Source organism: Stenotrophomonas maltophilia group sp. SKK55, assembly GCF_057179845.1.
On record NZ_JBXUHP010000059.1, the window covers coordinates 366059 to 389691 of the forward strand.

The following is a 23633-nucleotide window of genomic DNA, read 5'->3' on the forward strand; positions in this document are numbered from 1 at the left end:
AATTCACAGATCAATTGGGGCCATGCCAGTATCGAATCACAGAGGGGTCATTCATCCCCTATACGCATCAATCTAGCACACGTATGTCCAACGATCTGCTCAGCATTCCCTGCGTCCTCATGCGCGGCGGCACCTCCAAAGGCCCGTTCTTCCTGGCCAGCGACCTTCCGATGGACACCGCCGAACGCGATCGCCTGCTGCTGGAAGTGATGGGCTCGGGCCATCCGTTGCAGATCGACGGCATCGGCGGTGGCAACGCGCTGACCAGCAAGGTGGCGATCATCGACCGCTCCAGCCGTCCGGACGCCGATGTCGACTACCTGTTCGCCCAGGTACGGGTAGAGCAGCAGGTGGTGGATACCTCGCCGAACTGCGGCAACATGCTGGCGGCCGTAGGCCCGTATGCCATCGAGCGTGGGCTGGTGCAGGCGCAGGATCCGCAGACCGAGGTGCGCATCCACAACGTCAACACCGGCAAGCTGATCATCGCCACGGTGGAAACGCCCGGCGGCAACGTGGTGTACCGAGGTGACACGCGAATTGCCGGCGCGCCGGGCTCGGCCTCGCCGGTCAGGCTCTCCTTCCTTGATGCGGCAGGCGCCCGCACCGGCAAGCTGCTGCCCAGCGGCCACGCGCAGGAGGCCATCGATGGCGTGCCGGTCAGCCTGGTGGACTGCGCGATGCCGATGATGCTGGTGCGCGCAGAAGATCTGGGCGTGCGCGGCGATACCCCGCCCGCCGAACTGAACGCGGACGCAGCGTTCATGCACCGGCTGGAAGCGCTGCGCATCGAGGCAGGCGCCCGCATGGGCATCGCCGACGCCGGCAACAAGGTCATCCCCAAGCCGGTGCTGCTGTCGGCGCCGCAACATGGGGGCGATCTGCAGGTGCGCTATTTCATGCCGCATCAATGCCACACCGCGCTGGCCATTACCGGCGCGGTCGGCCTGGCCACCGCGGCCGTTACGCCGGGCACGCTGGCCCACACTTTGGTCGGATGCCTGTCCGTTCCCGGCAGCATTACCCTCGAACATCCGAGCGGGGCCCTGGAGGTGGGCCTCAGTCGCAGCTCGCAGGACGCGCCGGTCGTTGCCAGCGTCGTGCGCACCGCACGCCGGCTGTTCGAAGGACGCGTGTTTTCCACCACGCCAGCACTTGCCGTGGCCGGTTCCACCCAAGCCCGCCAATGGACGTCAGCGGCATGATCTGAACCCGGACGGGCCGGCGCAGGTGCGCATGCCCGCCATTACAACGTAGATGCTTCACTCCTGGGAGGGATGATGTACAAGCAGTTCTTGATGGCCGCGCTGTGCGCGGCTGGTCTGGCCGCGGCCGGATGTAGCAACAGCGGGCGCACCGAAGGCGCATCCGCCGGCGGTGGTGACAATGCACCGGTACGCATCAGCGTCGGCTCCTACAACCTCAACAACCTGCCGTTCTTCATCGCCGACGCCAAGGGCTACTTCAAGGACGTCGGCCTGCAGGTGAAGACCGAGAACTTCGCCCAGGGCGGCTCCAAGGTATTGCAGGCGCTGGTGGCCAATTCCACCGATGTGGCCGTCGGCTTCTACGACCACACCATCCAGATGCAGGCCAAGGGCAAGGACGTGGTGGCCTTCGTGCTGCTCTCGCGCAACTCCGGCCTGGTGATGGCCGGCCGCGAGGATGCCAGCTTCGATCCGGCACGGCCGGAAACCATCAAGGGCCAGAAGGTCGGGATCACCGCGCCGGGCTCATCGTCGGACTTCTTCGTCCGTCACTTCCTCGCTCAGCACGATATCCCCGTCGACAGTGTCTCGCTGATCGGCGTCGGCTCGGGCGCCGCTGCGGTGGCCGCGCTGGAGCAGGGCAAGATCGACCTGCTGGTCAACTACGACCCGGCCGCCACCCTGATCACCGAGCGCAAGGTCGGCAGGATCCTCCTCGACGCGCGCAGCGATGACGGCGCCCGCCAGGTCTATGGCGGCCTGTACCCGACCTCGGTGATGTACGCCAATCAGAGCTTCCTGGACAAGCGCCCCGAAGCGGCCGAGAAGATCGCCCGCGCCGAACAGATGGCGTTGAAGTTCATCGCCGACAACAGTGCTGAAGACATCGTTGCGGCGCTGCCGGACAGCTACGTTTCTGGCGACCGCGCCACCTATGCGCGCGCGGTGGAGAACGCCCGCGCGATATTCACCCGCGACGGTCATTTCACGCCGGCTGATCTGGAAACGCCGTTGAAGGTGCTGCGCGAGTTCAATACGGATGTGGCCAAGGCCAACATCGATCTGTCCCGCACCTACACCAATGCCTTCGTCGAGCGTGCCAGCGCTGCGGCGCCGGCTGCCCAACCGTAAGCGGAGGTAACCCCATGGCCCTCAATGCCACCGTGCGCCAGTTCAATGGCGCGCCGCAGCTGGAGCCTGCACAGACCATGGTCGCCATCAACAAGGTGACCATGTCCTTCGGCGAATTCACCGCCGTCCGTGATGTCGACATCCAGGTGGGGGACGGCGAGTTCCTTGCCATCGTCGGGCCGACCGGCTGCGGCAAGAGCACCATCCTCAATTCCGTGGCGGGCCTGCTGAAGCCGTCGTCCGGCCAGGTCAGCATCGATGGCCGCGCCGTCAGCGGCGTCCAGGAGTCGGTCGGCTACCTGTTCCAGCAGGACGCGCTGCTGCCGTGGAAGACGGCTTACCAGAACGTTGAGCTCGGCCTGCGCTTCCGTGGTGTGCCCGAAGCCGAACGCAAGGCCAAGGCCAACGCGTGGCTGGCCAAGGTCGGCCTGGCCGGTTTCGAGGACCGCTATCCGCACCAGTTGTCCGGTGGCCAGCGCAAGCGCGTGCAGATGGCGCAGGCGCTGATCGTCGAGCCGAAGGTGATCCTGATGGACGAACCTTTCTCGGCGCTGGACATCCACACCCGGCACCTGATGCAGAACGAACTGCTGCGCCTGTGGCAGGAGGACCGGCGCTCGGTGATCCTGATCACCCACGATCTGGAAGAAGCGATCGCCCTGGGGGACCGCGTGGTGGTGCTGTCCTCCGGCCCAGCCAGCCGTGTCGTGCGCAGCTTCGACGTGGATCTGGAGCGTCCGCGCAATGTGGCCGAGATCAAGCTGGATGACCGTTTCACCGACCTGTACCGCGACATCTGGGCCTGCCTGCGCGGCGAAGTGGAGAAGAGCTATGCACGCCAAGACTGACAAGTTCATCCAACTGGCCCTGGTAGTCGCCGTGTTCGGCGGCTGGGAGGGCGGCATCGCGCTGGGCGTGATCGATCCGTTCTTCTTCCCGTCGCCAACGGCGATCGTGCAGCAGGCCTGGACCTGGCTGTCCGATACGTCGTTCTACCAGCACGTCTACATCACCCTGACCGAAACCGCGCTGGGCTACATCATCGGCACCGGCCTCGGCGTGGCCGGCGGTGTCTGGTTGGGCCTGAGCCGCCGCTCGGCGCGCATCCTCGATCCCTTCATCAAAGGCTTCAACGCAATTCCGCGCGTGGTGCTGGCCCCGATTTTCGTGTTGTGGCTGGGGCTGGGCCTGTGGTCGAAGGTGGCGCTGGCGGTCACCCTGGTGTTCTTCACCACGTTCTTCAATGCCATGCAGGGCGTACGCGAGGTGAATCCGGTGGTACTGGCCAATGCCCGCATCCTGGGCGCAAGCCGCAGCGACCTGCTACGCCATGTCTACTTCCCGGCAGCAGCCAGCTGGATCCTGTCCTCGCTGCGCACCTCGGTGGGCTTCGCCGTGGTAGGCGCGATCATCGGCGAGTACCTCGGCGCCTCGGCGGGCCTGGGCTACCTGATCGCGCAGGCAGAAGGCAACTTCAACGCCGTCGGTGTGTTTGCCGGCATCATCATCCTGGCCGCCTTCGTGCTGGTCATCGACGCGCTGCTGGACGTGGTCGAAAACAAGCTGATCACCTGGCGTCCCAACGCCCAGGCCCAGGCCACCAGCTGACCGGGCCGGGCTGAACCCGCCTGCCGCGCCGCCGGGACGATCCGGCGGCGCGCGCTTCCTCCCCCGATCTTCCCCCGCACCACCGCAACAGGCCAGCGCCGGGCCAGGGGGCCGGCTGGCCGGAGAGAGAGTCCATGAACCATTCCACCGTGCTGCCACCGGCAGCGCTGTCGGTCGCGCTCGGCCTGCTGTTGGCCAGTGGCCATGCTGGCGCACAGGCTGTTTCGTCCCCACCCGCACCACTGAGCCAGGCCGAACTCTCACGCCTGGTGCAGCAGCAGGCGCTGCAGATCCAGCAGTTGGAGGCGCGCCTGCGTGCCGTGGAGGGCGGGCACAGCACCGCCGGTGCGGCGGCCGCAACGCAGCCCCCCGCGCTGGACACCCGCGTCGCCGCACTGGAATCCAGCCAGGCCAAGGCGCCCAAGGTCACCTGGTCCAAGGGCGCACCGGAGTTCAGCAGTGCCGACGGCACCGTGGCGTTCCGTCCGCGCGGACGCCTGTTCGTCGACGCATCCAGCACCGATGGATCGTCAGTGAGTGACCGCAACATCTCCGGTACCGAGATCCGCTCGGTGCGGCTGGGCGCCGAAGGCCGCTACGGCATCCTCGGCTGGGCGGTGGAAGGTGACTTCGCCGACAACGCGGTGGCGTGGAAGTCGGTCTACGCCACCGTGGACCACCGCCTGTTCGGGCTGCCGGCCGACCTGACCGTGGGCAACCGCCTCAACGACCGGGGTATCGACGGCTCCAGCAGCACGTCCAACACGCCGTTCCAGGACCGCAACGTGGTCGGCACGCTGATGCTGCCGCAGCGTGGCCTGTTCGGTGTCGGCCTGACCGAGCGCGTGTACGGCAAGGACTGGCATGCCAGCCTGTCGGTGGCCGGCAACGATCTCAACAACGCCGGCACCGACAACGACAGCCAGACCTGGGCCACGCGCGTGCATTGGAACCCGGTGGCCAACGACGCAGTCACGGTGCACCTGGGGGCCTGGGCCTTCCACGAGGAGATTGCCGCAGGCGCCAGCGGCGTCGTCCGCAGTTCGGCCATCGCCGGGCACTTCAACGACCTGGTCAAGATCGTGCCGGGCACACTGCTGGGCGCCGAGCGCAGCACGTCCTATGGCGCGGAACTGGCAGGCTTCTTCGGGCCGGCCTGGGCGACCGGCGAATGGGGTACGCGCAACCTGCGCGGGGCCGACGCCAGCGGGCGCTACGATCTGGACCACGAGGCCTGGGCGATTTCGGCGGGCTGGTTCCTGGCCGGTGCAAGGCCGGCCTATTCGGGCAAGGCCGGCACCTGGGGCCGGGTGAAGGTGGCTGACCCGGTCACCCGCGGCGGCGCCGGGGCATGGGAACTGAAGGGGCGCTACGAGGACGTGGACTATGCCGAGCTGCCCAGTGGCGGTACCGGCCACGCGTGGACGCTGGGTGCGAACTGGTATCTCAACGACTTCAGCCGCGTGATGTTCGAGGCGATCCGTTGGCAGACCCGCAACCGCAGCGGCACCGGCCAGGGCAGGGATGAAGGCACCACCTTCAACACCCGCCTGCAGGTGGCCTTCTAGAAGCGCATGCCGCTCGCGCGCCGATCAGAGCAGCAGCAATGCTCCGATCAACGCCGGCGGCATCACCAGCGCGCCGACGCGCAGGAAGTCGAGCGCGCTGACATGCTCGCCCTCGCGGCGCAGCGCCACCAGCCACAGCATCGTCGCCAGCGAACCGGTGACCGACAGGTTGGGTCCCAGATCCACGCCGACCAGCAATGCGGCACGGGTCTGCGCCGGCAGGTCGGCCATCTGCCCCAGCGAACCGGCGGCCAGGCCGACCGGCAGATTGTTGGCCACGTTGCTCAGCAGCGCAGCCGCGCCACCGGCCAGCCAGCTGGCCTGGCGGGGAGACGCCTGCGCCACGGCCTGCAGCGCGCTGGCCGCGCTCTGGATGACACCGGTCTGCGCCACCGCTTCCACCAGCACGAACAGTCCCGCCACCAGCGGCAGCACGCCCCAGGACACGTGTCGCAGCAGTGGCAGCGGGCTGCGCCGCTGGCGGATCGCCACCACGGCCACACTCAGCGTGCCCGCGCAGAACGTGGTCAGGCCCAATGGCCCGTTCAAGGCGGACGTGACCAGCAACACGGTGCCGGTGAACAGCACGCCCAGTGCGCTCAGCCGGCCGCCGTCGGTCAACGGGCGATGCGCCGGCGCGGCCACCAGCGGCTGGGCGATCTCGCGCCGGTGCACCCAGCGCAGGACCAGATAGGTGGCACCGATCGCCGCCGCCGACGGCAGCGCGAACTGCGCCAGCCACTGCAGCAGCGGCGGCATGTGCTGGCCGTACACCACCAGGTTGGCCGGATTGGAAATGGGCAGCACGAAGCTGGCCGCATTGGCGATGAAGGCACAGACAAACAGGTAGGGCAGGGGGTTGGCGCGCGCCGCCTTGCAGGCGGCGTAGACCGCCGGCGTCAGCACTACGGCCGTTGCATCGTTGGACAGGAACACCGTCACCAGCGTGCCGACCAGGAACACCAGGTCGAACAGGCGTCGCCCGGATCCGCCCGCATGCCGCACCGCGTACAACGCCAGCCAATCGAACAGGCCTTCGCGCCGCGCCAGTTCGGCCAGCACCATCATGCCGACCAGGAACAGGTAGACGTCGCGGCCTTCGGCCACCGCGCCCCATGCGGTGTGCAGCGACACTGCGCCCAGCAACGGCAACACGGCGGCAGCGCCCAGCGCCCACACATATTCGGGGATGCGGAAAGGACGGAACAGCAGGCCGAGGGTGGCAACGGCGACCGCTGCCCAGATCAGGAGGGGGGCTTGGGAGGCAAGCATGGAGTGGGGCTTCAGCGGCACCTGCAGCGACCCCGGCGCAGGGGGGGCCTGGCGCGCGCGATCAGCGGATGGGCGGCCGCTGCAATCATCGCAGGTTCCGGGTCGCCGCATCATACCGTGCGGCGCGGCATGGCGACCGCGCGGACGACCGCGTTGCAGGTGGGCCGGGGCGGCGCCCAGCCCACGTCCAGCACGCAAGCGCGCCATCACTTCAGCCACTGCAGTGGGACTACACATGTAGTCACGCTGCACGCACACTCATTGGACGAGATTGCGATGCCAGGATCCTGCTGGTTGTCCTGCGCCCTGGCCCTGGTGTTCGGCATCACCGGGCCAGCCAAGCGGCGCCGCGTGCCGAAGCCCTTGCCGCGATCGAGCGCAACGCGCGCGCCGCGCATTCCGATGCGGTCCTGGTGATGCACCACCGGGAGACGCTGCTTGAGCTGAAGCCCGCCGCCGCAGCCAGATCTCCGCGCGCGGACTGAAGCTCGCCGATCTCTACGACATCACACGGGGACCGGTCGTCGGCTTTGCCGCCAACGGCTACCTGGGCCAATACCTGATGATCGTCCCGGAACAGCGGGTGGTCGCCGTGCGTCTGGTCCACCGGCGCGAGACCCACAGCGCTCCACAGGACGACTATCCCTCCTTCTTCGCCGATGTCCTGCAGTTGGCGCGGACACTGCGATAGGCCCTGTCGCCATCATGTCCACGCGCGCTGAACATCTTCCTGGAGCGTTCTTCACTGGCGTGCCGCCTAAAGTGGGATGACATCCTGGCCGCACACCAACTTAGGCATGTTTGATTATCAGGACTGGACCTTCCACGCCAATGGCCGAACGGTAGTGGCGCGGGTAGCGCTGGACGGCGACGGTGGCGGCACCATCAACCGCTACCAGCTGGTGCCGGGGCCGGCGCAGTCGGGGCTGTGCATCAAGGTCGCCTCCCAGGACGAGGCCGTGCAGAAACTGGAGGCCGAAGTGACCAAGCTGCTCGGGCCGGAGTGGTAGCCACGACGCCATGCCGGGCAGGGATCCGCATGGTGACGTCGGGATGACGGGCCCCGGGCAACGGGCATCGCGCCGGATGCCCGTTGCGTGAGGCCGCTTACTTGGGCATCAGCACGGTGTCGACCACGTGGATGACGCCGTTGGACTGGCCGACATCTGCAATGCTGATGCCTGCCTTTCCACCCTTTGCGTCGATGACCCAGAGCTTGCCATCGTGGAGCGCCACGGTGAGAGGCTCACCCTGCACGGTCTTCAGGGTGGCCTTGCCGCCGTGCTTGCGGGCATCGGCCAGAAGCTGGGCCGAACTGTAGCTGCCCGGGACGACGTGGTAGGTCAGGATCCGGGTCAGCTGTGCCTTGTTTTCGGGCTTCACCAGTGTATCGACAGTGCCTGCAGGCAGCTTTTCGAAGGCCGCATTGGTGGGCGCGAAAACAGTGAAGGGCCCGGCGCCGTTGAGGGTGTCGACCAGGCCGGCTGCTTTGACCGCTGCAACCAGCGTGGTGTGATCCTTGGAATTGACGGCGTTCTCGACGATGGTCCTGGTGGGGTACATTTCTGCCCCGCCCACGATGACGGTGTTGGCGGCGAAAACCGAGGAGCCGGACGAAACGAGTACGGCGAAGCCGACTGCGGCGGCGATGCGCTGAAGAGCGTTCACGGTGCGTTCCTTTCTGGATGACCCGCAAGTGCGGGCATCTTTCCTACGTCGGGTGAGCGTGACCGGATGCAGCAACGGCCGAGTCATTGGCGCGCTGCCGGTTTTGCTGCGCTGCATGGTGACAACGGCGAACCTCGGTGATTACTCTCCGCTGCAACGCGATGGTAGCGCTACCAGTCGGACGGGGATCCAGGGTCCGGGAGGCTGCCTTCTTTGCCGCGTGTTTGTCCTGGCAGGCTTGAAAAGCAAGTGTAAGTCGCGGCGTGCCCGAGCACCCGTGCTGTTCGGTTTGGAATGCGGGCCACGCCCGTGCGTGCCCCTGGGAGGGGGCGGTACATCCATTCGATCGTATGTCAGAGGGGACTTTCATGAGCACCTGCAGTTTCCGTGGCACCCCGGGCCCGAGGTCCGGTTCATGAGCCGCGCGTTGGCGAAGTTCCGGTCCCGGGCCATGTTCACCTTCGTGGGTGGTGCCCTGGTCATCAATCCCGCCTTTGCGCAGGACGCCGCACCGGCGACCGGGCCGCAGCCGCAGAGCCAGTCGCAACCCACCCAGCTTGATGCAGTGCAGGTCACGGGCATACGCAACAGCCTGAGCCAGGCCATGGACATCAAGCGCGACTCGGCGGGCGTGGTCGACGCGATCAGTGCCGAGGACATCGGCAAGTTCCCCGATACCAATCTTGCCGAGTCGTTGCAGCGCATCACCGGCATCTCCATCGAGCGCCGTGACGGCGAGGGTGCGCAGGTGACCGCGCGTGGCTTCGGCCCCCAGTTCAACATGGTCACGCTCAACGGTCGGCAGATGCCGGGTGCCGATGCATTCGGTGCCTCTGGACAGGTCGCCATCGGCGGTGTCGACGGCGGCACCCGCGCCTTCAATTTCGCGCAGCTGGCCGCCGAGGCCATCAATGGTATCGAGGTCTACAAGACCAGCCAGGCGCAGGTGCCCAGCGGTGGCATCGGCGCGACGATCAATATCCTGACCTCGCGCCCGCTCGATCACGCCGGCATCGTGGCCAACGCCGGGGCGAAACTGGTGTCCGACCAGAGCCAGCCGTTCGACAATGACCTGACACCGGAGCTGTCGGGCATTTTCAGCTACAGCAATCCGGAAAAGACCTTTGGCGTCAGCCTCAGCGCGAGCCAGCAGAAGCGCAAGGGTGGCTCGGTCCAAGCCACGGAGAACTACTGGAACGTGCAGCCGTGGACGGGGTCGATGCCGGGCAACCCGACCGTGGTCAATGCCCCGGCCGTCGGCCAGCTTTACGCGCGGCCCAACGACCTGCGCTACGCGTTCTCCGAATTCGAACGCGAACGCATCAACGGCCAGGCCGTGCTGCAGTTCGCACCGACGGACAGCCTGACCCTGACCGTGGATTACACCTACTCGACCAACGAAATCACCGAGAATCGTGGCGAGCAGGGCATGTGGCTGCAGAACAGCAACTACACCAACGTCGAGTTCGACACCAGTGGCGCCGTCGCGACGCCGGTCTACATCCGTGAAATCGCCGGCACCAAGGATTTCGGCCTGGAACAGCAGCGCAGCATGCAGGAATACAAGCTGGGCTCGCTGGGCTTCAACGCCGTCTGGAATGTCAGCGACCGCTTCAAGCTCAGCTTCGATGCGCACAACTCGAAGAACGAGAGCCGACCGAATGACCCGCTCACCGGCGGTGGTTCGATCTTCATGAGCATCGCCGGCACCAACAACTGTACCCGTGGCCCGCATTGCGGTGGCTCCTGGGTACAGGAGCTGAACTTCAACAATGGCCTGCCGGTTGGCACCCAGGTCTGGTATCCCAGCACCGCCGATGCGGTCGCCGGGACCAATGGCGTGGTCAACCCGGGCTTCCAGGAAGGCGAGGTTGGCACGCAGGTGCTGCGCGTCAACGCGCAGACCCAGATCAGCGAGATCAAGCAGGCGCGCGTCGATGGCGAATGGAACTTCGACCACGGGCGCTTCCAGTTCGGCGTGGACACCAACAAGTCCACCACCCACCGCATCCAGGCCGCCGAGGCCTACTCGACCCTGGGCGACTGGGGCGTGGCCAACGTGGACCGGGATACCGCCGCAGGCCTGATGGACCTGCTGCAGCCGGTCAGCATCGTCGGCCTGTTCGACGACTACAGTGCCAACAGCTGGCCCGCCTGGCGCGGCAATGCCGGGCAGCTCGCGCAATGGGCATCGCGCGAGTACGGCGTCGGCCTGGGTGTGAACCCGCAACGCGCGGCCGACAACTTCGTGGAAGAGAAGACCAAGGCGGCGTACTTCCAGGTGGAGCTGGACGGGGAGCTGGGTGGCATGCGCACCAACACCCGCCTGGGCGTGCGCTATGAAACCACTGACGTGGTGTCGACCTCGGTCATTGCTGTCCCCGAGTCCATCGAGTGGCAGGCCAACAACGATTTCCGCATCGTGCTGTCCGATGAGCAGCAGCCCTTCACAGAGAAGGCGCGCTACAGCTACATCCTGCCCAACCTTGATTTCAGCATCGACCTCACCGAGGAACTGAAGGGCCGCGTTTCGTTCGGCAAGAGCATCGCCCGCGCGCCGTACGGCAATCTCTATGCAGGACCCGGGGCCCAGCAGCCGTTCGGCTCGGTGCTGATCGATCCCTCGTCGCGCGCCAGCGGCAATTCGCAGAACCCGAGCCTGAAGCCGCTGGAATCGGACAACCTCGACCTGGGGCTGGAGTGGTACTTCGCCGATGCCAGCTACGTGTCATTGACCTACTGGAACAAGTCGGTCAGCAACTTCATCGGCAACACCGTCGTCCAGGAAAGCCTGTACGGCCTCACCGACCCGACCTCCGGGCCGGATGCGCGGGCGGCGTTGGACTTCCTGACCAGCGGCGCCTGCGTCGCCCAGGTCGGGCCGACCAACGCGGCCGCCTGCTCGGCCAACGACACCTCGCTGTTCACCGCGCTGGCGTTGCTGCGCAACAATCCTGCTGGCCTGGGCGCCTACAACGGAACCGATGCGCAGGTTCTGGCTACCGAAGCGGCCTACGATCTGTATGGGCAGGCCAACGATCCGCTGTACCAGTTCAACGTCAATCGCCCGATCAACCAGAACAAGTCCAAGCTGCACGGCTGGGAGCTGGGCGGGCAGTACTTCTTCGGTGACACCGGGTTCGGCGTACTGGCCAACTACACGGTGGTGAAAGGTGATGTCGGCTACAACAACGGCGGCGATCCGGGCATCGACCAGTTCTCGCTCACCGGCCTGAGCGACACCGCCAACGCCATGCTGATGTACGAGAAGTACGGGTGGTCGGTGCGCCTGGCATGGAACTGGCGCGACCAGTACCTGATCCTGGCCAACCAGGGCTCCAGCCGCAATCCGTACTATGTGGAGCCGTACGAGCAATGGGATCTCAGCGTCAACTACGCGCTGGATGACCACTGGTCCTTCAGCCTGGAGGCGATCAACCTGACCGGCGAGGATGTGCGGTGGCGCTCGCGCACCTCGCAGATGATCGTCAAGCTGGCTGACCAGAGCCCGCGCTACATGCTGGGCGTCCGCTACAAGTTCTGAGCCTGGTTGCCGACGCGTCCGGCACGGCACCGCTGCCCGCCAGCGGTGCCGTGCCGGGACGGTGTCGCCGCACCTGTCGCGCCTGCGCTACGCTGCCGGCCAGCCACCCCGCACTGGACTGGATACCCTGATGGCCCGCTACGAAATGCTCAACAACATCGCGCATCGGGACCTGAAGGTCGCCACCGGATTCGGGCCGCAGTTCGGCGATGCGGTGGGCATGGTGCCGGCCTATCCCAGCGAGTTCGCCGAACTGCAGCGTGAGTATCCGATCTTCCTGCGCAGGGAAACCGGGACGGAAGCGTGGCAGTCGGTGGCCCTGCTGGGTTTCGAACAACACGAGAACCTGTTCCTGCAGGACGGGCGCTGGAATGCTACCTACCTGCCAGGCGCGGCCGCCAAAGGGCCGTTCCTGATCGGCTTCCAGGAGCACTACGTCGATGGTCTGCTCACGCACGATGCGGTGATGCACGTGGACCTGGACCATCCGCGCGTCACCGACGGGGGCGGGGAGCCGGTGTTCCTGCCGCAGGGCGGCAACACCCCTTACCTGGATCACATCGCCGGGGTGCTGCGCGGCATCCACGAGGGCAGCGCCTTCGCGGCCAGTATGTTCACGATGCTCGACGACTGCGGCCTCATCCAGCCGGTCACGCTCGACGTGCAGATCGCGCCGCACCACCGGGTGAGCGTGAGCGGATTGCATGGCATCGACCGCGAGCGCCTGGCGGCGCTGGACAGTTCGCGACTGGCTGCGTTGAACCGCGCCGGTTACCTGGAAGGTGCGTACCTGATGCTTGCCTCGCTGCATAACATGCGCCGCCTGATCGCCGAGAAGCAGCGCCGTCTCCGCGTCCAGGACGGCACCGCGCAGGCGGCCAGGAACTGACCGGTGCACGCCAGCCTGCCGATGCGGATCCTGGAAGGCATCGATCCTGCCGCCCTGCCACTGGCTGCCCTGGTGGAGGCCGGTGAGCCGGTCGTACTGCGTGGCATCGCCACCGATTGGCCACTGGTCCAGGCCGGGCTGGGCGGGGTGCAGGACGCAATGGCATACCTGTGCAGCGTCGATGCGGGTGCGCCCATCCAGTACTCGTTCGGCGGCGCCGAGATCGGGGGGCGCCCGTTCTACAGCGCGGACTTCACCCGGTTGAACTTCGAAGTGCGGCGCGGTGGGCTGGCCCAGGTGCTGGAAGAGATCGCCATGACGCTGCATGCACCGCAACCGCCAACCTACTACGTGGCCTCGCTGCCGATCGCGCGGGCACTGCTGCCGGCATTCGCGCAGGCCAACGACGCCGGTCTGGCGAAGCAGGGCATCGACGCCACCGCCAGCATCTGGATCGGCAACCGGGTGACGGCCTCGTGCCATTTCGACACACCCGACAACCTCGCCTGCTGCGCGGTGGGGCAGCGCGAGTTCACCCTGTTCCCGCCCGACCAGATCGACAATCTGTATCCGGGCCCGCTCGATCCCACGCCGGGGGGACAGGTGGTCAGCGTGGTGGACTTCGAACAGCCCGACTTCGATCGGCATCCACGTTTCCGCGAGGCGCTGGCGCACGCGCGCCGCGCGGTGCTTGGGCCCGGCGATGCGATCTTCATTCCCAGCATGTGGTGGCACCATGTACGCAGCCTGGAACCGTTCAACGTGCTGGTGAACTACTGGTGGCGAAGCTCGCCGGCCTGGCTGGGATCCGCGCTGGCGGCGCTGCACCACGCGATGTGGTCCGTGCGTGATCTGCCAGCGCGCGAAAAGCAGGCCTGGGAAGGGCTCTTCCGCTACTACGCATTCGGCCCTGGCGAGCGCGCGGGGCAGCACCTGCCTGACGCCGCGCGCGGGGATCTGGCACCGTTCGACGAGCAGCGCGCCCGCCGCATGCGCGCGATGCTGCTGGGCAGGCTCAACCGTTGAGAGAGGGCACCATGTTGGATACCCAGAGCACGCCTTCAGGGCGCATCCGCAAGGTGGTCATTGCCGGTGGCGGTACGGCGGGTTGGCTGGCCGGCTGCGCGCTTGCGCACCAGTTCCGTGACCAGCTGCAGATCACGCTGGTCGAGTCCGAGCAGATCGGCACGGTCGGTGTCGGTGAGTCCACTGTGCCGCCGATCCGCACCTTCCACCGCTTCCTGCAGATCGACGAGCAGGAGTTCCTGCGCGCGGTGGCAGGCACCTTCAAGCTGTCGATCTCGTTCGAGAACTGGCGGCTGCCGGGCGATCGCTTCTTCCATCCGTTCGGCACCATCGGCCATGGCACCTGGGCGGCCCCCTTCCATCACTTCTGGCTGGACAGCCTGCGCCGCGGCATGCCCTCGGACCTGGGCGACTTCTGCCTGGAGAGCATCGCCTCGCGTGGCGACCGCTTCTCGCTGCACACCCAGCCGCAGGCCAGCTATGCGTATCACTTCGATGCCGGGCTGTATGCGCGGTTCCTGCGCGGCAGGGCCGAGGCCCACGGCCTGCGCCGGATCGAAGGCCGGATCGCCCAGGTCAGGCAGCACGCGCACGACGGTTCGGTGCAGGCGCTGGTGCTGGACGACGGCCAGATGATCGAGGGCGATCTGTTCATCGACTGCACCGGCTTCCGCGGCCTGCTGATCGAGCAGGCACTGGGCACCGGCTACGAGGACTGGCACGAATGGCTGCCGTGCGACCGGGCCGTGGCGGTGCAGACCGAAGCGGTGGCGCCGCCGGTGCCCTATACCCGGGCGATCGCCCACGAGGCGGGGTGGCGCTGGCACATCGCGCTGCAGCACCGCGTTGGCTGCGGGCTGGTGTATGACAGCCGCCATCTGTCCGATGACGAGGCCGCCGCGAAACTGCTGCGCGACGCCGGGGCTCCACCCTTGCGCGATCCATGGAAGGTGCCGTTCCGCAGTGGACGCCGGCTGAAGGCCTGGAACAGGAACGTGGTGTCGCTCGGGCTGGCCAGCGGCTTCATCGAACCGCTGGAGTCGACCAGCATCCATCTGACGATCAGCGCGGTAGTGCGCCTGATCCAGCTGTTCCCGTTCGACGGCATCAGTGCGTCGCTGGTGCAGCTGTACAACGATGTCAGCCGCCAGGAAATGGAGCATGTGCGCGACTTCATCATCCTGCACTACCACGCCACGCAGCGCAGCGAACCGATGTGGAAGGCCTGTCGCGAGATGCGCGTGCCGGAGTCGCTGCAGCAGCGGCTGCAGGCGTGGCGCGAGCGTGCGCATGCGTGGCAGGACCCCGGCGAGCTGTTCCGCGTCGAATCCTGGACCAGCGTGCTGCTCGGGCAGGGCATCGCGCCCGGTCCTGCGCACCCGCTGGCGCGGGCCGTGAGTGATGCCGATCTGCGCACCTTGTTGAAGGGCATCCAACGGCCTGTGCAGCAGGCCGCCGCGCAGATGCCGGCGCAGGCGGAGTTCATCGCGCAGTACTGCAGGTCCGGCGTGGACGTGTGGCGTTCGACGGCAGCAAGCGCGTAGCAGGGTTTTGCGTTGCAGCACGCTTTTTCCGCTGCAGCTGGTTACAGTGCGGCAACACCGCGGGCGATGACGCACGCGGTGGCAACGAGGGGGGCCGGACACCACGCCCCCTTTTTGAGTCCACGGAATGTTAGCGCTACCTTTTTTGATCGGAGGCGGTTTCGATGGGTCTGGTTGCAGGGATCGATGCAGGGACGCAGAGCCTGAAGGTGCTGGTCTATGACCCGCGGAAGCAGGCGGTGGTGGCCTCGGCCAGCGCGCCGCTCGCGCTGGACAGCGGTGCCGATGGCAGCCGTGAACAGGCGCCTGCCGACTGGGTGTCGGCCCTGCGCGACTGCTTTGCCCGGATCGATCCCTCGCTGCGCGCGCGCATCGTCGCACTGGCGGTATCGGGCCAGCAGCATGGGTTCGTGCCAGTTGACGATGCTGGCGAGGTACTGGCACCGGCCAAGCTGTGGTGCGACACCAGCACCTCGGCCGAATGCATCCAGATCATGGACGCCGTGGGCGGGTTCCAACGAACCATCGCGCTGGCGGGCAACCCGATCCTGGCCGGCTACACGGCCTCCAAGCTGCCCTGGACCCGCACCCACCGTGCCGACGCCTATGCGCGGCTGGCGACCATCCTGCTGCCACACGACTACCTGAATTTCGTGTTGACCGGGCAGCGGTTCTGCGAGCTTGGCGATGCGTCCGGCACCGGCTGGCTGGACGTGCGCACGCGCACCTGGTCGCAGGAACTGCTGCGCGCCACCGATCCTGATCGTGATCTTGCTGCCTGCCTGCCGCTGATCGCTGCGCCCGATGCCCTGTTCGATATCGCGCCGGAGGCCGCGGCCGCGCTCGGGCTTGCAGCGGAGGTGAAGGTGGCCGTTGGTGGCGGCGACAACATGATGGCGGCGATCGGCACCGGCTGCGTCACGGAAGGGCGGCTGGCGATGAGCCTGGGAACCTCCGGAACGCTGTTTGCGTATTCCGGCTCGCCGGTGATCGATCCGGATGGCGCGTGGGCGGCGTTCTGCTCGTCCACGGGGGGCTGGCTGCCGCTGATCTGCACCATGAACTGCACCGTGGCCACCGAACGCGTGGCCAGCGCCTTCGGTTTCAGCACCCGCGACGGCGACGCGCATCTTCGCGCAACGCCGCCGGGGGCAGGGGGCCTGGTGATGCTGCCGTTCCTCAATGGCGAACGTACCCCTGACCTGCCGCTCGGCAAGGGCGTGCTGGCGGGCCTGGATATCGCCAATTTCACCCCGGCGCATCTCTACCGCGCCGCCATGGAGGGGGCGACCTACAGCCTGAAGTACGGCTACGACGCCTTCGTCCGCGCGGGCATGCAGTTCGATCGCATCGTGCTCACCGGCGGCGGCAGCAACAGCGCTGCCTGGCGTCAGCTGGTGGCCGATGTATTCGGCCTGCCGGTGGAGGTCCCGGTGCAGGCCGAGGGTGCGGCGTTTGGAGCGGCGCTGCAGGCGTTGTGGGCGCTCGCCCGGGCGCAGGGAGACGCCACTTCGATCAGCGACATCACCGCACGGCACGTCAGCGTCGACCCCGCGCTGTCCGCGCGCCCGGATCCGGATCGCAGCGATGCCTATGCACGGGCCTACGCACGCTTCCTCAGTCATCTTGATGCCATCACGCCGCTGCAGCGCGGTTGATGGCTCCTTCACGACACCCCGTACAACGACAGGAGCACGCACCATGAGCACGCAGCCCTTCATCGGCGCCAAGGAATACTTCCCCGGCGTCGGCCGCATTCCGTTCGAGGGCAAGGGCTCGGACAATCCGCTTGCCTTCAAGGTCTACGATGCCAGCCGGGTCATCGGTGGCAAGACCATGCAGGAGCATCTGCGCTTCGCCGTGTGCTACTGGCACACCTTCTGCAATGCCGGGCACGATCCGTTCGGCCCGGGCACCCGGCAGTTCCCGTGGGAGGCCGCCTCGCCACTGGCCACGGCAGAAGCAAAGGTGGACGCGGCGTTCGAGTTCTTCACCAAGCTGGGGGTGCCGTACTGGTGCTTCCACGATATCGACCTGGCGCCGGATGCCGACGACATCGGCCAGTACCAGAAGAACCTCTCGCACATGGTGGGCCTGGCCAAGGCACGCCAGGAGGCCACTGGCGTCAAGCTGCTGTGGGGCACGGCCAACCTGTTCTCGCACCCGCGCTACATGAACGGCGCATCGACCAATCCCGACTTCGCGGTGGTCGCGCGTGCAGCCGTGCAGGTCAAGGCCGCCCTGGAGGCCACGGTCGAACTCGGTGGCGAGCACTACGTGTTCTGGGGCGGGCGCGAAGGCTATGCGTCGCTGGCCAATACCCAGATGAAGCGGGAGATCGAGCATTTCGCGCGCTTCCTGACCATGGCACGCGACTATGGCCGCAGCATCGGGCTGAAGGGCAACTTCCTGATCGAGCCCAAGCCGATGGAGCCGATGAAGCACCAGTACGACTTCGACAGTGCCACGGTGGTGGGCTTCCTGAAGGAACACGGGCTGGACAAGGACTTCAAGCTCAACATCGAGGCCAACCACGCCACGTTGTCCGGCCATACCTTCGAGCACGACCTGCAGGTCGCGTCCGATCATGGCCTGCTCGGCAGCATCGATGCCAACCGCGGCAACGCACAGAACGGTTGGGACACCGACCAGTTCCCCAGCGATCTGTACGACACCGTGGGCGCAATGCTGGTCGTGCTGCGTCAGGGCGGGCTGGAGGGCGGGTTGAACTTCGATGCGAAGGTGCGCCGTGAGTCGACCGACCTGGAGGATCTGTTCATTGCCCATATCGGCGGCATGGATGCGTTCGCACGCGGGCTGGAGGTTGCCCATGCACTGCTGACCGAGTCGCCGTGGGAGCAATGGCGTGCGCAGCGCTACGCCAGCTTCGATTCCGGCGCCGGCCAGGATTTCGAGCGTGGCACGCTCAGCCTGCCGGACCTGGCGGCACTGGCCGCCCGCCTCGGCGAACCGCGCCAGGCCAGCGGCAAGCAGGAGCGTTACGAAAACCTGCTCAACCAGTACCTGCTGCGCTGAGCGCGGCAACGGTGCATTCAAGGGGACGGGGATGAACCAGGCAGCAGGCAGCGGTGAGAACACACGACTGATCGTACTGATCAGCGTGGTAGCGACGATTGGCGGTTTTCTGTTCGGCTTCGACAGCGGTGTGATCAACGGCACCCAGGATGGCCTGCACCAGGCGTTCCGGTCCGGCGAGTGGATGCAGGGCTTCGAGATCGCGTCGATGCTGCTGGGCTGTGCGGTGGGCGCGTTCAGTGCAGGCCGGCTGGCCGACCGCCTGGGCCGTCGCAACGTGTTGATCCTGTCGGCAGTGATGTTCCTGCTGTCGGCACTCGGTGCCGGGGCGGCGGTCTCCTCGGGTTGGTTCATTGCGGCGCGGGTGGTGGGTGGATTCGCGGTCGGCGCAGCCAGCGTGATCTCGCCGGCCTACATTGCCGAGGTCGCTCCGGCCCGTTACCGCGGCCGCCTGGCTACGGTGCAGCAGATCGCGATCATCACCGGGCTCACCGCCGCGTTCCTGTCCAACTACCTGCTGGCGGCTGCAGCGGGCGCGTCGACCGAACCGCTGTGGGGTGGGCAGGCCGCCTGGCGCTGGATGTTCTGGATGCAGGCCGCGCCATCACTGGTGTTCCTGCTGCTGTTGCTGACCATTCCGGAGAGCCCGCGCTACCTGGTGGTGAAACGGCGCAAGGACGACGCCCTGCGGGTACTGACCCGGCTGCTGGGCAGCGACAAGGCCAGGGCCACGCTCGAGGAGATCGATGCCTCGCTGTCCAACGACCATCATCGCCCGCGCCTGTCCGATCTGAAGAGCCGGGCGACCGGGCGGATCCGCCCGATTGTGTGGGTCGGCGTCGGGCTGGCCTGCTTCCAGCAGCTGGTCGGCATCAACGTGGTGTTCTACTACGGCGCCGTGCTGTGGCAGGCGGTCGGCTTTTCCGAGAACGACGCGCTGCTGATCAACGTGCTGTCCGGCGCGCTGAGCATCGGCGCCTGCGTGGTCACCGTGCTGCTGATCGACCGGATCGGCCGCAAGCCCTTGCTGTGGTTCGGCTCGGCCGGGATGTCGCTGTCGCTTGCTCTGGTGGTGGTGGCGTTTGCCAGCGGTTCGCTGGCCGACGGGCATCTGCAGCTGCCCGGCCGCATGGGCACGCTGGCGCTGGTGGCGGCCAATGCCTACGTCGTGTTCTTCAATCTGTCCTGGGGGCCGGTGATGTGGGTGATGCTGGGCGAGATGTTCCCGAACCAGATCCGCGGTTCGGCACTGGCAGTCGCCGGCGCGGCGCAGTGGACCTCCAACTTCGTGGTCACGGTGACGTTCCCGATGCTGCTGGCCGCGGCAGGGCTGGCAGCCACCTACGGCATCTACCTGGTCGCTGCCGTGATCTCGGTGATCTTCGTCGTCCGACATGTGCACGAGACCAAGGGCAAGGAACTGGAGCAGATGGAAGGATGAGCGCCATGACATCGCAGACCTTCGTAATCCGCAGCGGCGCGCTGGTCGCCGCACTGATGCTGGGATTGCTCGGCTGCCGCGGCCAGGACCGGGCTGCCGCCGCCGTAGCCACCGACAAGGATCCCTGGCCGGAGGTCACCTGGCCGCTGGCTGCGGACCCGGCGCTGGAGAAGCGCATCACCGACCTGATGGCCGGCATGACGGTGGAAGACAAGGTTGGCCAGCTGGTGCAGGGCGACATCGCCAGCGTCACTCCAGATGATGTGCGCCGCTACCGGCTCGGCTCGATCCTGGCCGGGGGCAACTCCGATCCCGGTGGCCGCTATGACGCGTCGCCGGCCGAATGGCTGGCGCTGGCCGACGCCTTCTACGACGCCTCGATGGATACCTCGAAAGGCGGCAAGGCCATTCCGCTGCTGTTTGGCATCGATGCCGTGCACGGGCAGAGCAACATCATTGGCGCCACGTTGTTCCCCCACAATATCGGGCTGGGCGCCACGCGCAATCCGGAGCTGCTGCGGCAGATCGGTGGCATCACCGCGCTGGAGACCCGCGTCACCGGCATGGAATGGACGTTCGCGCCGACCGTTGCCGTACCCCAGGATGATCGCTGGGGACGCACCTACGAAGGCTACTCCGAATCGCCGGACGTGGTGGCCAGCTATGCCGCCGCCATGGTGGAGGGGCTGCAGGGCAAGGTGGGAACGCCGGAGTTCCTCGATGGCCGCCATGTGATCGCCTCGGTGAAGCACTTCCTGGGCGATGGCGGCACCACTGACGGCAAGGACCAGGGCGACACCCGCATCAGCGAGTCAGACCTGGTGCGCATCCACGCCGCCGGATATCCGCCGGCAATCGCCGCCGGCGCGCAGACCGCGATGGCGTCGTTCAACAGCGTCAACGGTGAAAAGATGCATGGGCACCGGCACTACCTTACCGATGTACTCAAGGGCCGCATGAACTTCGGTGGCTTCGTGGTGGGTGACTGGAATGGTCATGGACAGGTCAAGGGCTGCACCACCACAGACTGCCCGGCCACCATCATCGCGGGCCTGGACATGGCGATGGCCTCGGACAGCTGGAAGGGTTTCTACGGGACGACGCTGGCTGCGGTAAAGGATGGGCGGATCACGCCGCAACGCCTGGACGATGCGGTGCGCCGGATCCTGCGGGTCAAGTTCCGCCTTGGGCTGTTCGAGGCCCGCAGGCCATCCACGCGGGCCGTCGGCGGGCAGTTCGCACTGATCGGCGCGCCGGCACATCGCGCGGTTGCCCGGCAGGCCGTGCGCGAATCGCTGGTCCTGCTGAAGAATCAGAACGGCCTCCTGCCGCTGTCACCGAAGCAGCGGATCCTCGTGGCCGGCGACGGTGCCGACGATGTCGGCAAGCAGGCCGGCGGCTGGACGCTCAACTGGCAGGGCACCGGCACCACCCGCAAGGACTTCCCCAATGCGGACACGATCTACGAGGGCATCGCGCGCCAGGCCAGCGCGGCGGGGGGTGAAGCCGTTCTTTCCGTCGACGGTCGCTACGCAGTGAAGCCCGATGTGGCGGTGGTGGTGTTTGGCGAGGACCCCTATGCCGAGTTCCAGGGAGACCGGCCGACGCTGGCCTACAAGCCCGGCAACGAAACGGACCTGGCGCTGCTCAAGCGGCTCAAGGCCGATGGCATACCGGTTGTCGCGGTCTTCCTGAGCGGGCGGCCGCTCTGGGTGAACCGGGAAATCAATGCCGCCGATGCCTTCGTGGCTGCGTGGCTGCCGGGTTCGGAAGGCGCCGGGATTGCCGATGTGCTGCTGCGCGGAAGCGATGGCCGCGTGCAGTACGATTTCAAGGGCAAGCTCAGTTTCAGCTGGCCGCGCACTGCCACCCAATACGCCAACAACGTCGGCCAGAAGGACTACGATCCATTGTTTGCGTTCGGCTTCGGCCTGACCTACGCCGACAACGGCGACCTGGACGCGCTGCCGGAGGCATCGGGCGTGACCGGCAACGAGGGCGCGACCGGCGTGTTCTTTGCGCGCGGTGACGCGGGTCCTGGCATGGCGCTGCGGCTCGAGGATGCTGCTGGCCAGGGCCTGAGCGTGACCCGCGTGCCGGATGCATTGCCCGATGATCGGCTGAAGATCACCGGCGTGGATCATCTGGCGCAGGAGGATGGGCGACGCCTGGCCTGGTCGGGCAATGGCGAAGCCGTCGCGGCACTGCAGTCGCACACGACGCTGGACCTGCAGCGCGAATCCAACGGCGACCTGATGCTGCTGACCACGCTGCGGGTGGACGCAGCCCCGAAGGGTGATGCGTGGCTGTCGGTCGGTTGCGGCGTGGGCTGCTCGGCGCGCATCGCCATCGGGCCGGCGCTGGCGGCGCTTCCACAGGGCCAGTGGAAGCGTGTCGGCGTGCCGCTGAAGTGCCTGGCCAAGGCGGGCGCCAAGCTGGACGCGATCGACCGACCGTGGTCGGTGGCGACGGGCGATGCGATGACGATCTCCGTGTCACGCGTCGCGCTGGGTGCGCTGAACGAAGCCGAGGTCACTCTCGGATGCGGAGCATGAGGCCTGCGCTACCGCGCACGGGGCGGCGCGGCGACCGAACCGCGTGCGATCAGCCGATGCGGCATCACATGATCGCGCAGCACCGTTGCGTCCCCCGCCGGACGGCGGATGGTGCGCAGCAGGATGTCGACGGCCGCGTTGGCCATCGAGGCGATGGGCTGGTGGATCGTGGTCAGTTCCGGCCACACGGTAGTGGCGGCCGAGGTGTCATCGAATCCCACGACCGACAGGTCGCGCGGCACTTCCAGCCCGCGTCGGTGCGCGACGGATATGGCGGCAGCGCCCATGTCGTCGTTGCTGGCGAAAATCGCGGTCGGTGGCCGGCGTTGGGACAACAGCTTTTCGGCCGCAGCCAGGCCGGATCGGTAGGTGTAGTCACCGTGCTGGACCAGGCTGGGTTCCACCGCCAGCCCGGCCTCGCGCAGGGCGGTGACGAAGCCGTCGTAGCGGAGCGCACTTGCGCTCAGGTCATCGCGCCCACGGATGAAACCGATGCGGGTGTGTCCCTGCCGGAGCAGGTGATCGGTCATTTCCTTGCCGGCACTGAAATCGTCGATGCGGACGCAGGACAGGGCCTCGCTCAGGCGCCCCGATGCGATGGCTACCACCGGAATGCCAGCCTTGACCAGTTCGCTTACGGCGGCCTGCGATTCGCAAAGGGGCGGCGGCAGGATCACCCCGTCGACGCGTCCGGCGAGCGCGCGCGCCGCCCTGCGTTCGGATTCGGCATCCAGGTTGTCCCAGTAGTCGATGACCAGCTGGATGGCGGAACTGGAGGCGACGCGCAGCAGGCCCACCAGCAGTTCGCGCAGGTAGGCGCCGCTGGGGTTGGTGTAGATCAGCGCAATGCGCGTGTGCTGTGCGGCGGCCAGCGAACTGGCGGCAAGATTGGGCGTATAGCCCAGCTCACGCACGGCGCGCAGCACGCGCTCGCGGGTGACGTCGCGCACCTTGCCCTGGTTGATCACCCGCGACACGGTCATCGGCGAAACGCCGGCAAGGGCCGCAACCTCGTCGATCGTCACGCCAGCGGTTCTGCGGCGAACCGATTTCTTCGGCTTGTCCAATGCACGATCCCTTTGTTCTTGGTGGCGCTGCCGCGCGGGTGCGAAGGACGATGATGCGCTGCCCCGGGCCCGGACG

General features: G+C 66.9%; 17 protein-coding genes and 1 pseudogene. 15 read left to right on the forward strand and 3 right to left on the reverse strand.

Annotated features, from left to right (window positions below):
* Positions 1-83: 83 nt before the first annotated feature.
* The 5 genes from AC2A1N_RS19780 to AC2A1N_RS19800 all read left to right on the forward strand — a co-directional run bounded on the left by AC2A1N_RS19780 (position 84) and on the right by AC2A1N_RS19800 (position 5515).
* Positions 84-1205 carry a 4-oxalomesaconate tautomerase gene (locus AC2A1N_RS19780; protein ID WP_242890998.1) on the forward strand — a complete coding sequence of 374 codons (1122 nt, stop codon included), beginning with the start codon at positions 84-86 and terminating at the stop codon, positions 1203-1205.
* A 75-nt stretch (positions 1206-1280) separates the two neighbouring features.
* The gene (locus tag AC2A1N_RS19785; RefSeq protein WP_242890986.1) at positions 1281-2339 is read left to right on the forward strand and encodes an ABC transporter substrate-binding protein; all 1059 of its coding nucleotides are present in this window, start codon (positions 1281-1283) and stop codon (positions 2337-2339) included.
* 14 nt (positions 2340-2353) lie between these two features.
* The gene (locus AC2A1N_RS19790) at positions 2354-3187 is read left to right on the forward strand and encodes an ABC transporter ATP-binding protein (RefSeq protein WP_484373225.1); all 834 of its coding nucleotides are present in this window, start codon (positions 2354-2356) and stop codon (positions 3185-3187) included.
* Positions 3171-3947, forward strand: a complete 777-nt coding sequence (locus AC2A1N_RS19795; RefSeq protein WP_005409726.1) for an ABC transporter permease — start codon at positions 3171-3173, stop codon at positions 3945-3947. The genes AC2A1N_RS19790 and AC2A1N_RS19795 overlap by 17 nt, the downstream gene beginning before the upstream one ends.
* A 134-nt stretch (positions 3948-4081) precedes the next feature.
* On the forward strand, positions 4082-5515 hold the full coding sequence (locus tag AC2A1N_RS19800) for an OprO/OprP family phosphate-selective porin (RefSeq protein ID WP_242890992.1): 1434 nt from the start codon (positions 4082-4084) through the stop codon (positions 5513-5515).
* 24 nt (positions 5516-5539) lie between these two features.
* On the opposite strand, the gene AC2A1N_RS19805 is transcribed toward AC2A1N_RS19800, so the two are convergent.
* A complete protein-coding gene (locus tag AC2A1N_RS19805) occupies positions 5540-6787 on the reverse strand; it encodes an arsenic transporter (RefSeq protein WP_242890994.1) in 1248 nt (415 codons plus the stop codon).
* Positions 6788-7238: 451 nt separating this feature from the next.
* Between AC2A1N_RS19805 and AC2A1N_RS19810 the strand changes: the two are divergent.
* Positions 7239-7478 (forward strand): annotated as a pseudogene (locus tag AC2A1N_RS19810) (penicillin-binding protein); the annotation flags it as partial.
* Positions 7479-7584: 106 nt separating this feature from the next.
* The gene (locus tag AC2A1N_RS19815; RefSeq protein ID WP_134968614.1) at positions 7585-7797 is read left to right on the forward strand and encodes a hypothetical protein; all 213 of its coding nucleotides are present in this window, start codon (positions 7585-7587) and stop codon (positions 7795-7797) included.
* Positions 7798-7894: 97 nt separating this feature from the next.
* On the opposite strand, the gene AC2A1N_RS19820 is transcribed toward AC2A1N_RS19815, so the two are convergent.
* Positions 7895-8455 (reverse strand): fasciclin domain-containing protein, encoded by a 561-nt coding sequence (locus AC2A1N_RS19820; RefSeq protein ID WP_061478290.1) that lies wholly within the window; start codon positions 8453-8455, stop codon positions 7895-7897.
* Between the two features lie 415 nt (positions 8456-8870).
* Here AC2A1N_RS19820 and AC2A1N_RS19825 point away from each other — a divergent pair, with 415 nt between their 5' ends.
* The 8 genes from AC2A1N_RS19825 to AC2A1N_RS19860 all read left to right on the forward strand — a co-directional run bounded on the left by AC2A1N_RS19825 (position 8871) and on the right by AC2A1N_RS19860 (position 22490).
* Complete coding sequence (locus tag AC2A1N_RS19825; protein WP_484373228.1) at positions 8871-11999, forward strand: TonB-dependent receptor; 3129 nt, start codon at positions 8871-8873, stop codon at positions 11997-11999.
* A gap of 130 nt (positions 12000-12129) precedes the next feature.
* Complete coding sequence (locus AC2A1N_RS19830) at positions 12130-12888, forward strand: SapC family protein (protein ID WP_242892841.1); 759 nt, start codon at positions 12130-12132, stop codon at positions 12886-12888.
* 3 nt (positions 12889-12891) lie between these two features.
* Positions 12892-13914 carry a cupin-like domain-containing protein gene (locus tag AC2A1N_RS19835; RefSeq protein ID WP_242892831.1) on the forward strand — a complete coding sequence of 341 codons (1023 nt, stop codon included), beginning with the start codon at positions 12892-12894 and terminating at the stop codon, positions 13912-13914.
* Between the two features lie 11 nt (positions 13915-13925).
* Complete coding sequence (locus AC2A1N_RS19840; protein WP_242892827.1) at positions 13926-15458, forward strand: tryptophan halogenase family protein; 1533 nt, start codon at positions 13926-13928, stop codon at positions 15456-15458.
* Positions 15459-15622: 164 nt separating this feature from the next.
* Positions 15623-17116 (forward strand): xylulokinase, encoded by a 1494-nt coding sequence (xylB, locus tag AC2A1N_RS19845; RefSeq protein WP_242892824.1) that lies wholly within the window; start codon positions 15623-15625, stop codon positions 17114-17116.
* 43 nt (positions 17117-17159) lie between these two features.
* Complete coding sequence (gene xylA / locus AC2A1N_RS19850) at positions 17160-18494, forward strand: xylose isomerase (RefSeq protein ID WP_072167081.1); 1335 nt, start codon at positions 17160-17162, stop codon at positions 18492-18494.
* A 31-nt stretch (positions 18495-18525) separates the two neighbouring features.
* Entirely contained in the window at positions 18526-19935 is a 1410-nt protein-coding gene (locus AC2A1N_RS19855) for a sugar porter family MFS transporter (protein WP_134968618.1), read from the forward strand.
* Positions 19932-22490, forward strand: a complete 2559-nt coding sequence (locus AC2A1N_RS19860) for a glycoside hydrolase family 3 protein (RefSeq protein WP_242892821.1) — start codon at positions 19932-19934, stop codon at positions 22488-22490. The genes AC2A1N_RS19855 and AC2A1N_RS19860 overlap by 4 nt, the downstream gene beginning before the upstream one ends.
* 8 nt (positions 22491-22498) lie before the next feature.
* Here AC2A1N_RS19860 and AC2A1N_RS19865 read toward each other — a convergent pair whose 3' ends face one another.
* Entirely contained in the window at positions 22499-23557 is a 1059-nt protein-coding gene (locus tag AC2A1N_RS19865; RefSeq protein ID WP_242892818.1) for a LacI family DNA-binding transcriptional regulator, read from the reverse strand.
* Between the last annotated feature and the right edge of the window lie 76 nt (positions 23558-23633).

Excerpts from the sequence above, each read along its gene's own strand:
- AC2A1N_RS19780 (WP_242890998.1), top strand. The coding sequence starts at position 84 with ATGTCCAACGATCTGCTCAGCATTCCCTGCGTCCTCATGCGCGGCGGC.
- AC2A1N_RS19785 (WP_242890986.1), top strand. The coding sequence starts at position 1,281 with ATGTACAAGCAGTTCTTGATGGCCGCGCTGTGCGCGGCTGGTCTGGCC.
- AC2A1N_RS19790 (WP_484373225.1), top strand. The coding sequence starts at position 2,354 with ATGGCCCTCAATGCCACCGTGCGCCAGTTCAATGGCGCGCCGCAGCTG.
- AC2A1N_RS19795 (WP_005409726.1), top strand. The coding sequence starts at position 3,171 with ATGCACGCCAAGACTGACAAGTTCATCCAACTGGCCCTGGTAGTCGCC.
- AC2A1N_RS19800 (WP_242890992.1), top strand. The coding sequence starts at position 4,082 with ATGAACCATTCCACCGTGCTGCCACCGGCAGCGCTGTCGGTCGCGCTC.
- AC2A1N_RS19805 (WP_242890994.1), bottom strand. The coding sequence starts at position 6,787 with ATGCTTGCCTCCCAAGCCCCCCTCCTGATCTGGGCAGCGGTCGCCGTT.
- AC2A1N_RS19815 (WP_134968614.1), top strand. The coding sequence starts at position 7,585 with ATGTTTGATTATCAGGACTGGACCTTCCACGCCAATGGCCGAACGGTA.
- AC2A1N_RS19825 (WP_484373228.1), top strand. The coding sequence starts at position 8,871 with ATGAGCCGCGCGTTGGCGAAGTTCCGGTCCCGGGCCATGTTCACCTTC.
- AC2A1N_RS19830 (WP_242892841.1), top strand. The coding sequence starts at position 12,130 with ATGGCCCGCTACGAAATGCTCAACAACATCGCGCATCGGGACCTGAAG.
- AC2A1N_RS19840 (WP_242892827.1), top strand. The coding sequence starts at position 13,926 with ATGTTGGATACCCAGAGCACGCCTTCAGGGCGCATCCGCAAGGTGGTC.
- xylB (WP_242892824.1), top strand. The coding sequence starts at position 15,623 with ATGGGTCTGGTTGCAGGGATCGATGCAGGGACGCAGAGCCTGAAGGTG.
- xylA (WP_072167081.1), top strand. The coding sequence starts at position 17,160 with ATGAGCACGCAGCCCTTCATCGGCGCCAAGGAATACTTCCCCGGCGTC.
- AC2A1N_RS19855 (WP_134968618.1), top strand. The coding sequence starts at position 18,526 with ATGAACCAGGCAGCAGGCAGCGGTGAGAACACACGACTGATCGTACTG.
- AC2A1N_RS19860 (WP_242892821.1), top strand. The coding sequence starts at position 19,932 with ATGAGCGCCATGACATCGCAGACCTTCGTAATCCGCAGCGGCGCGCTG.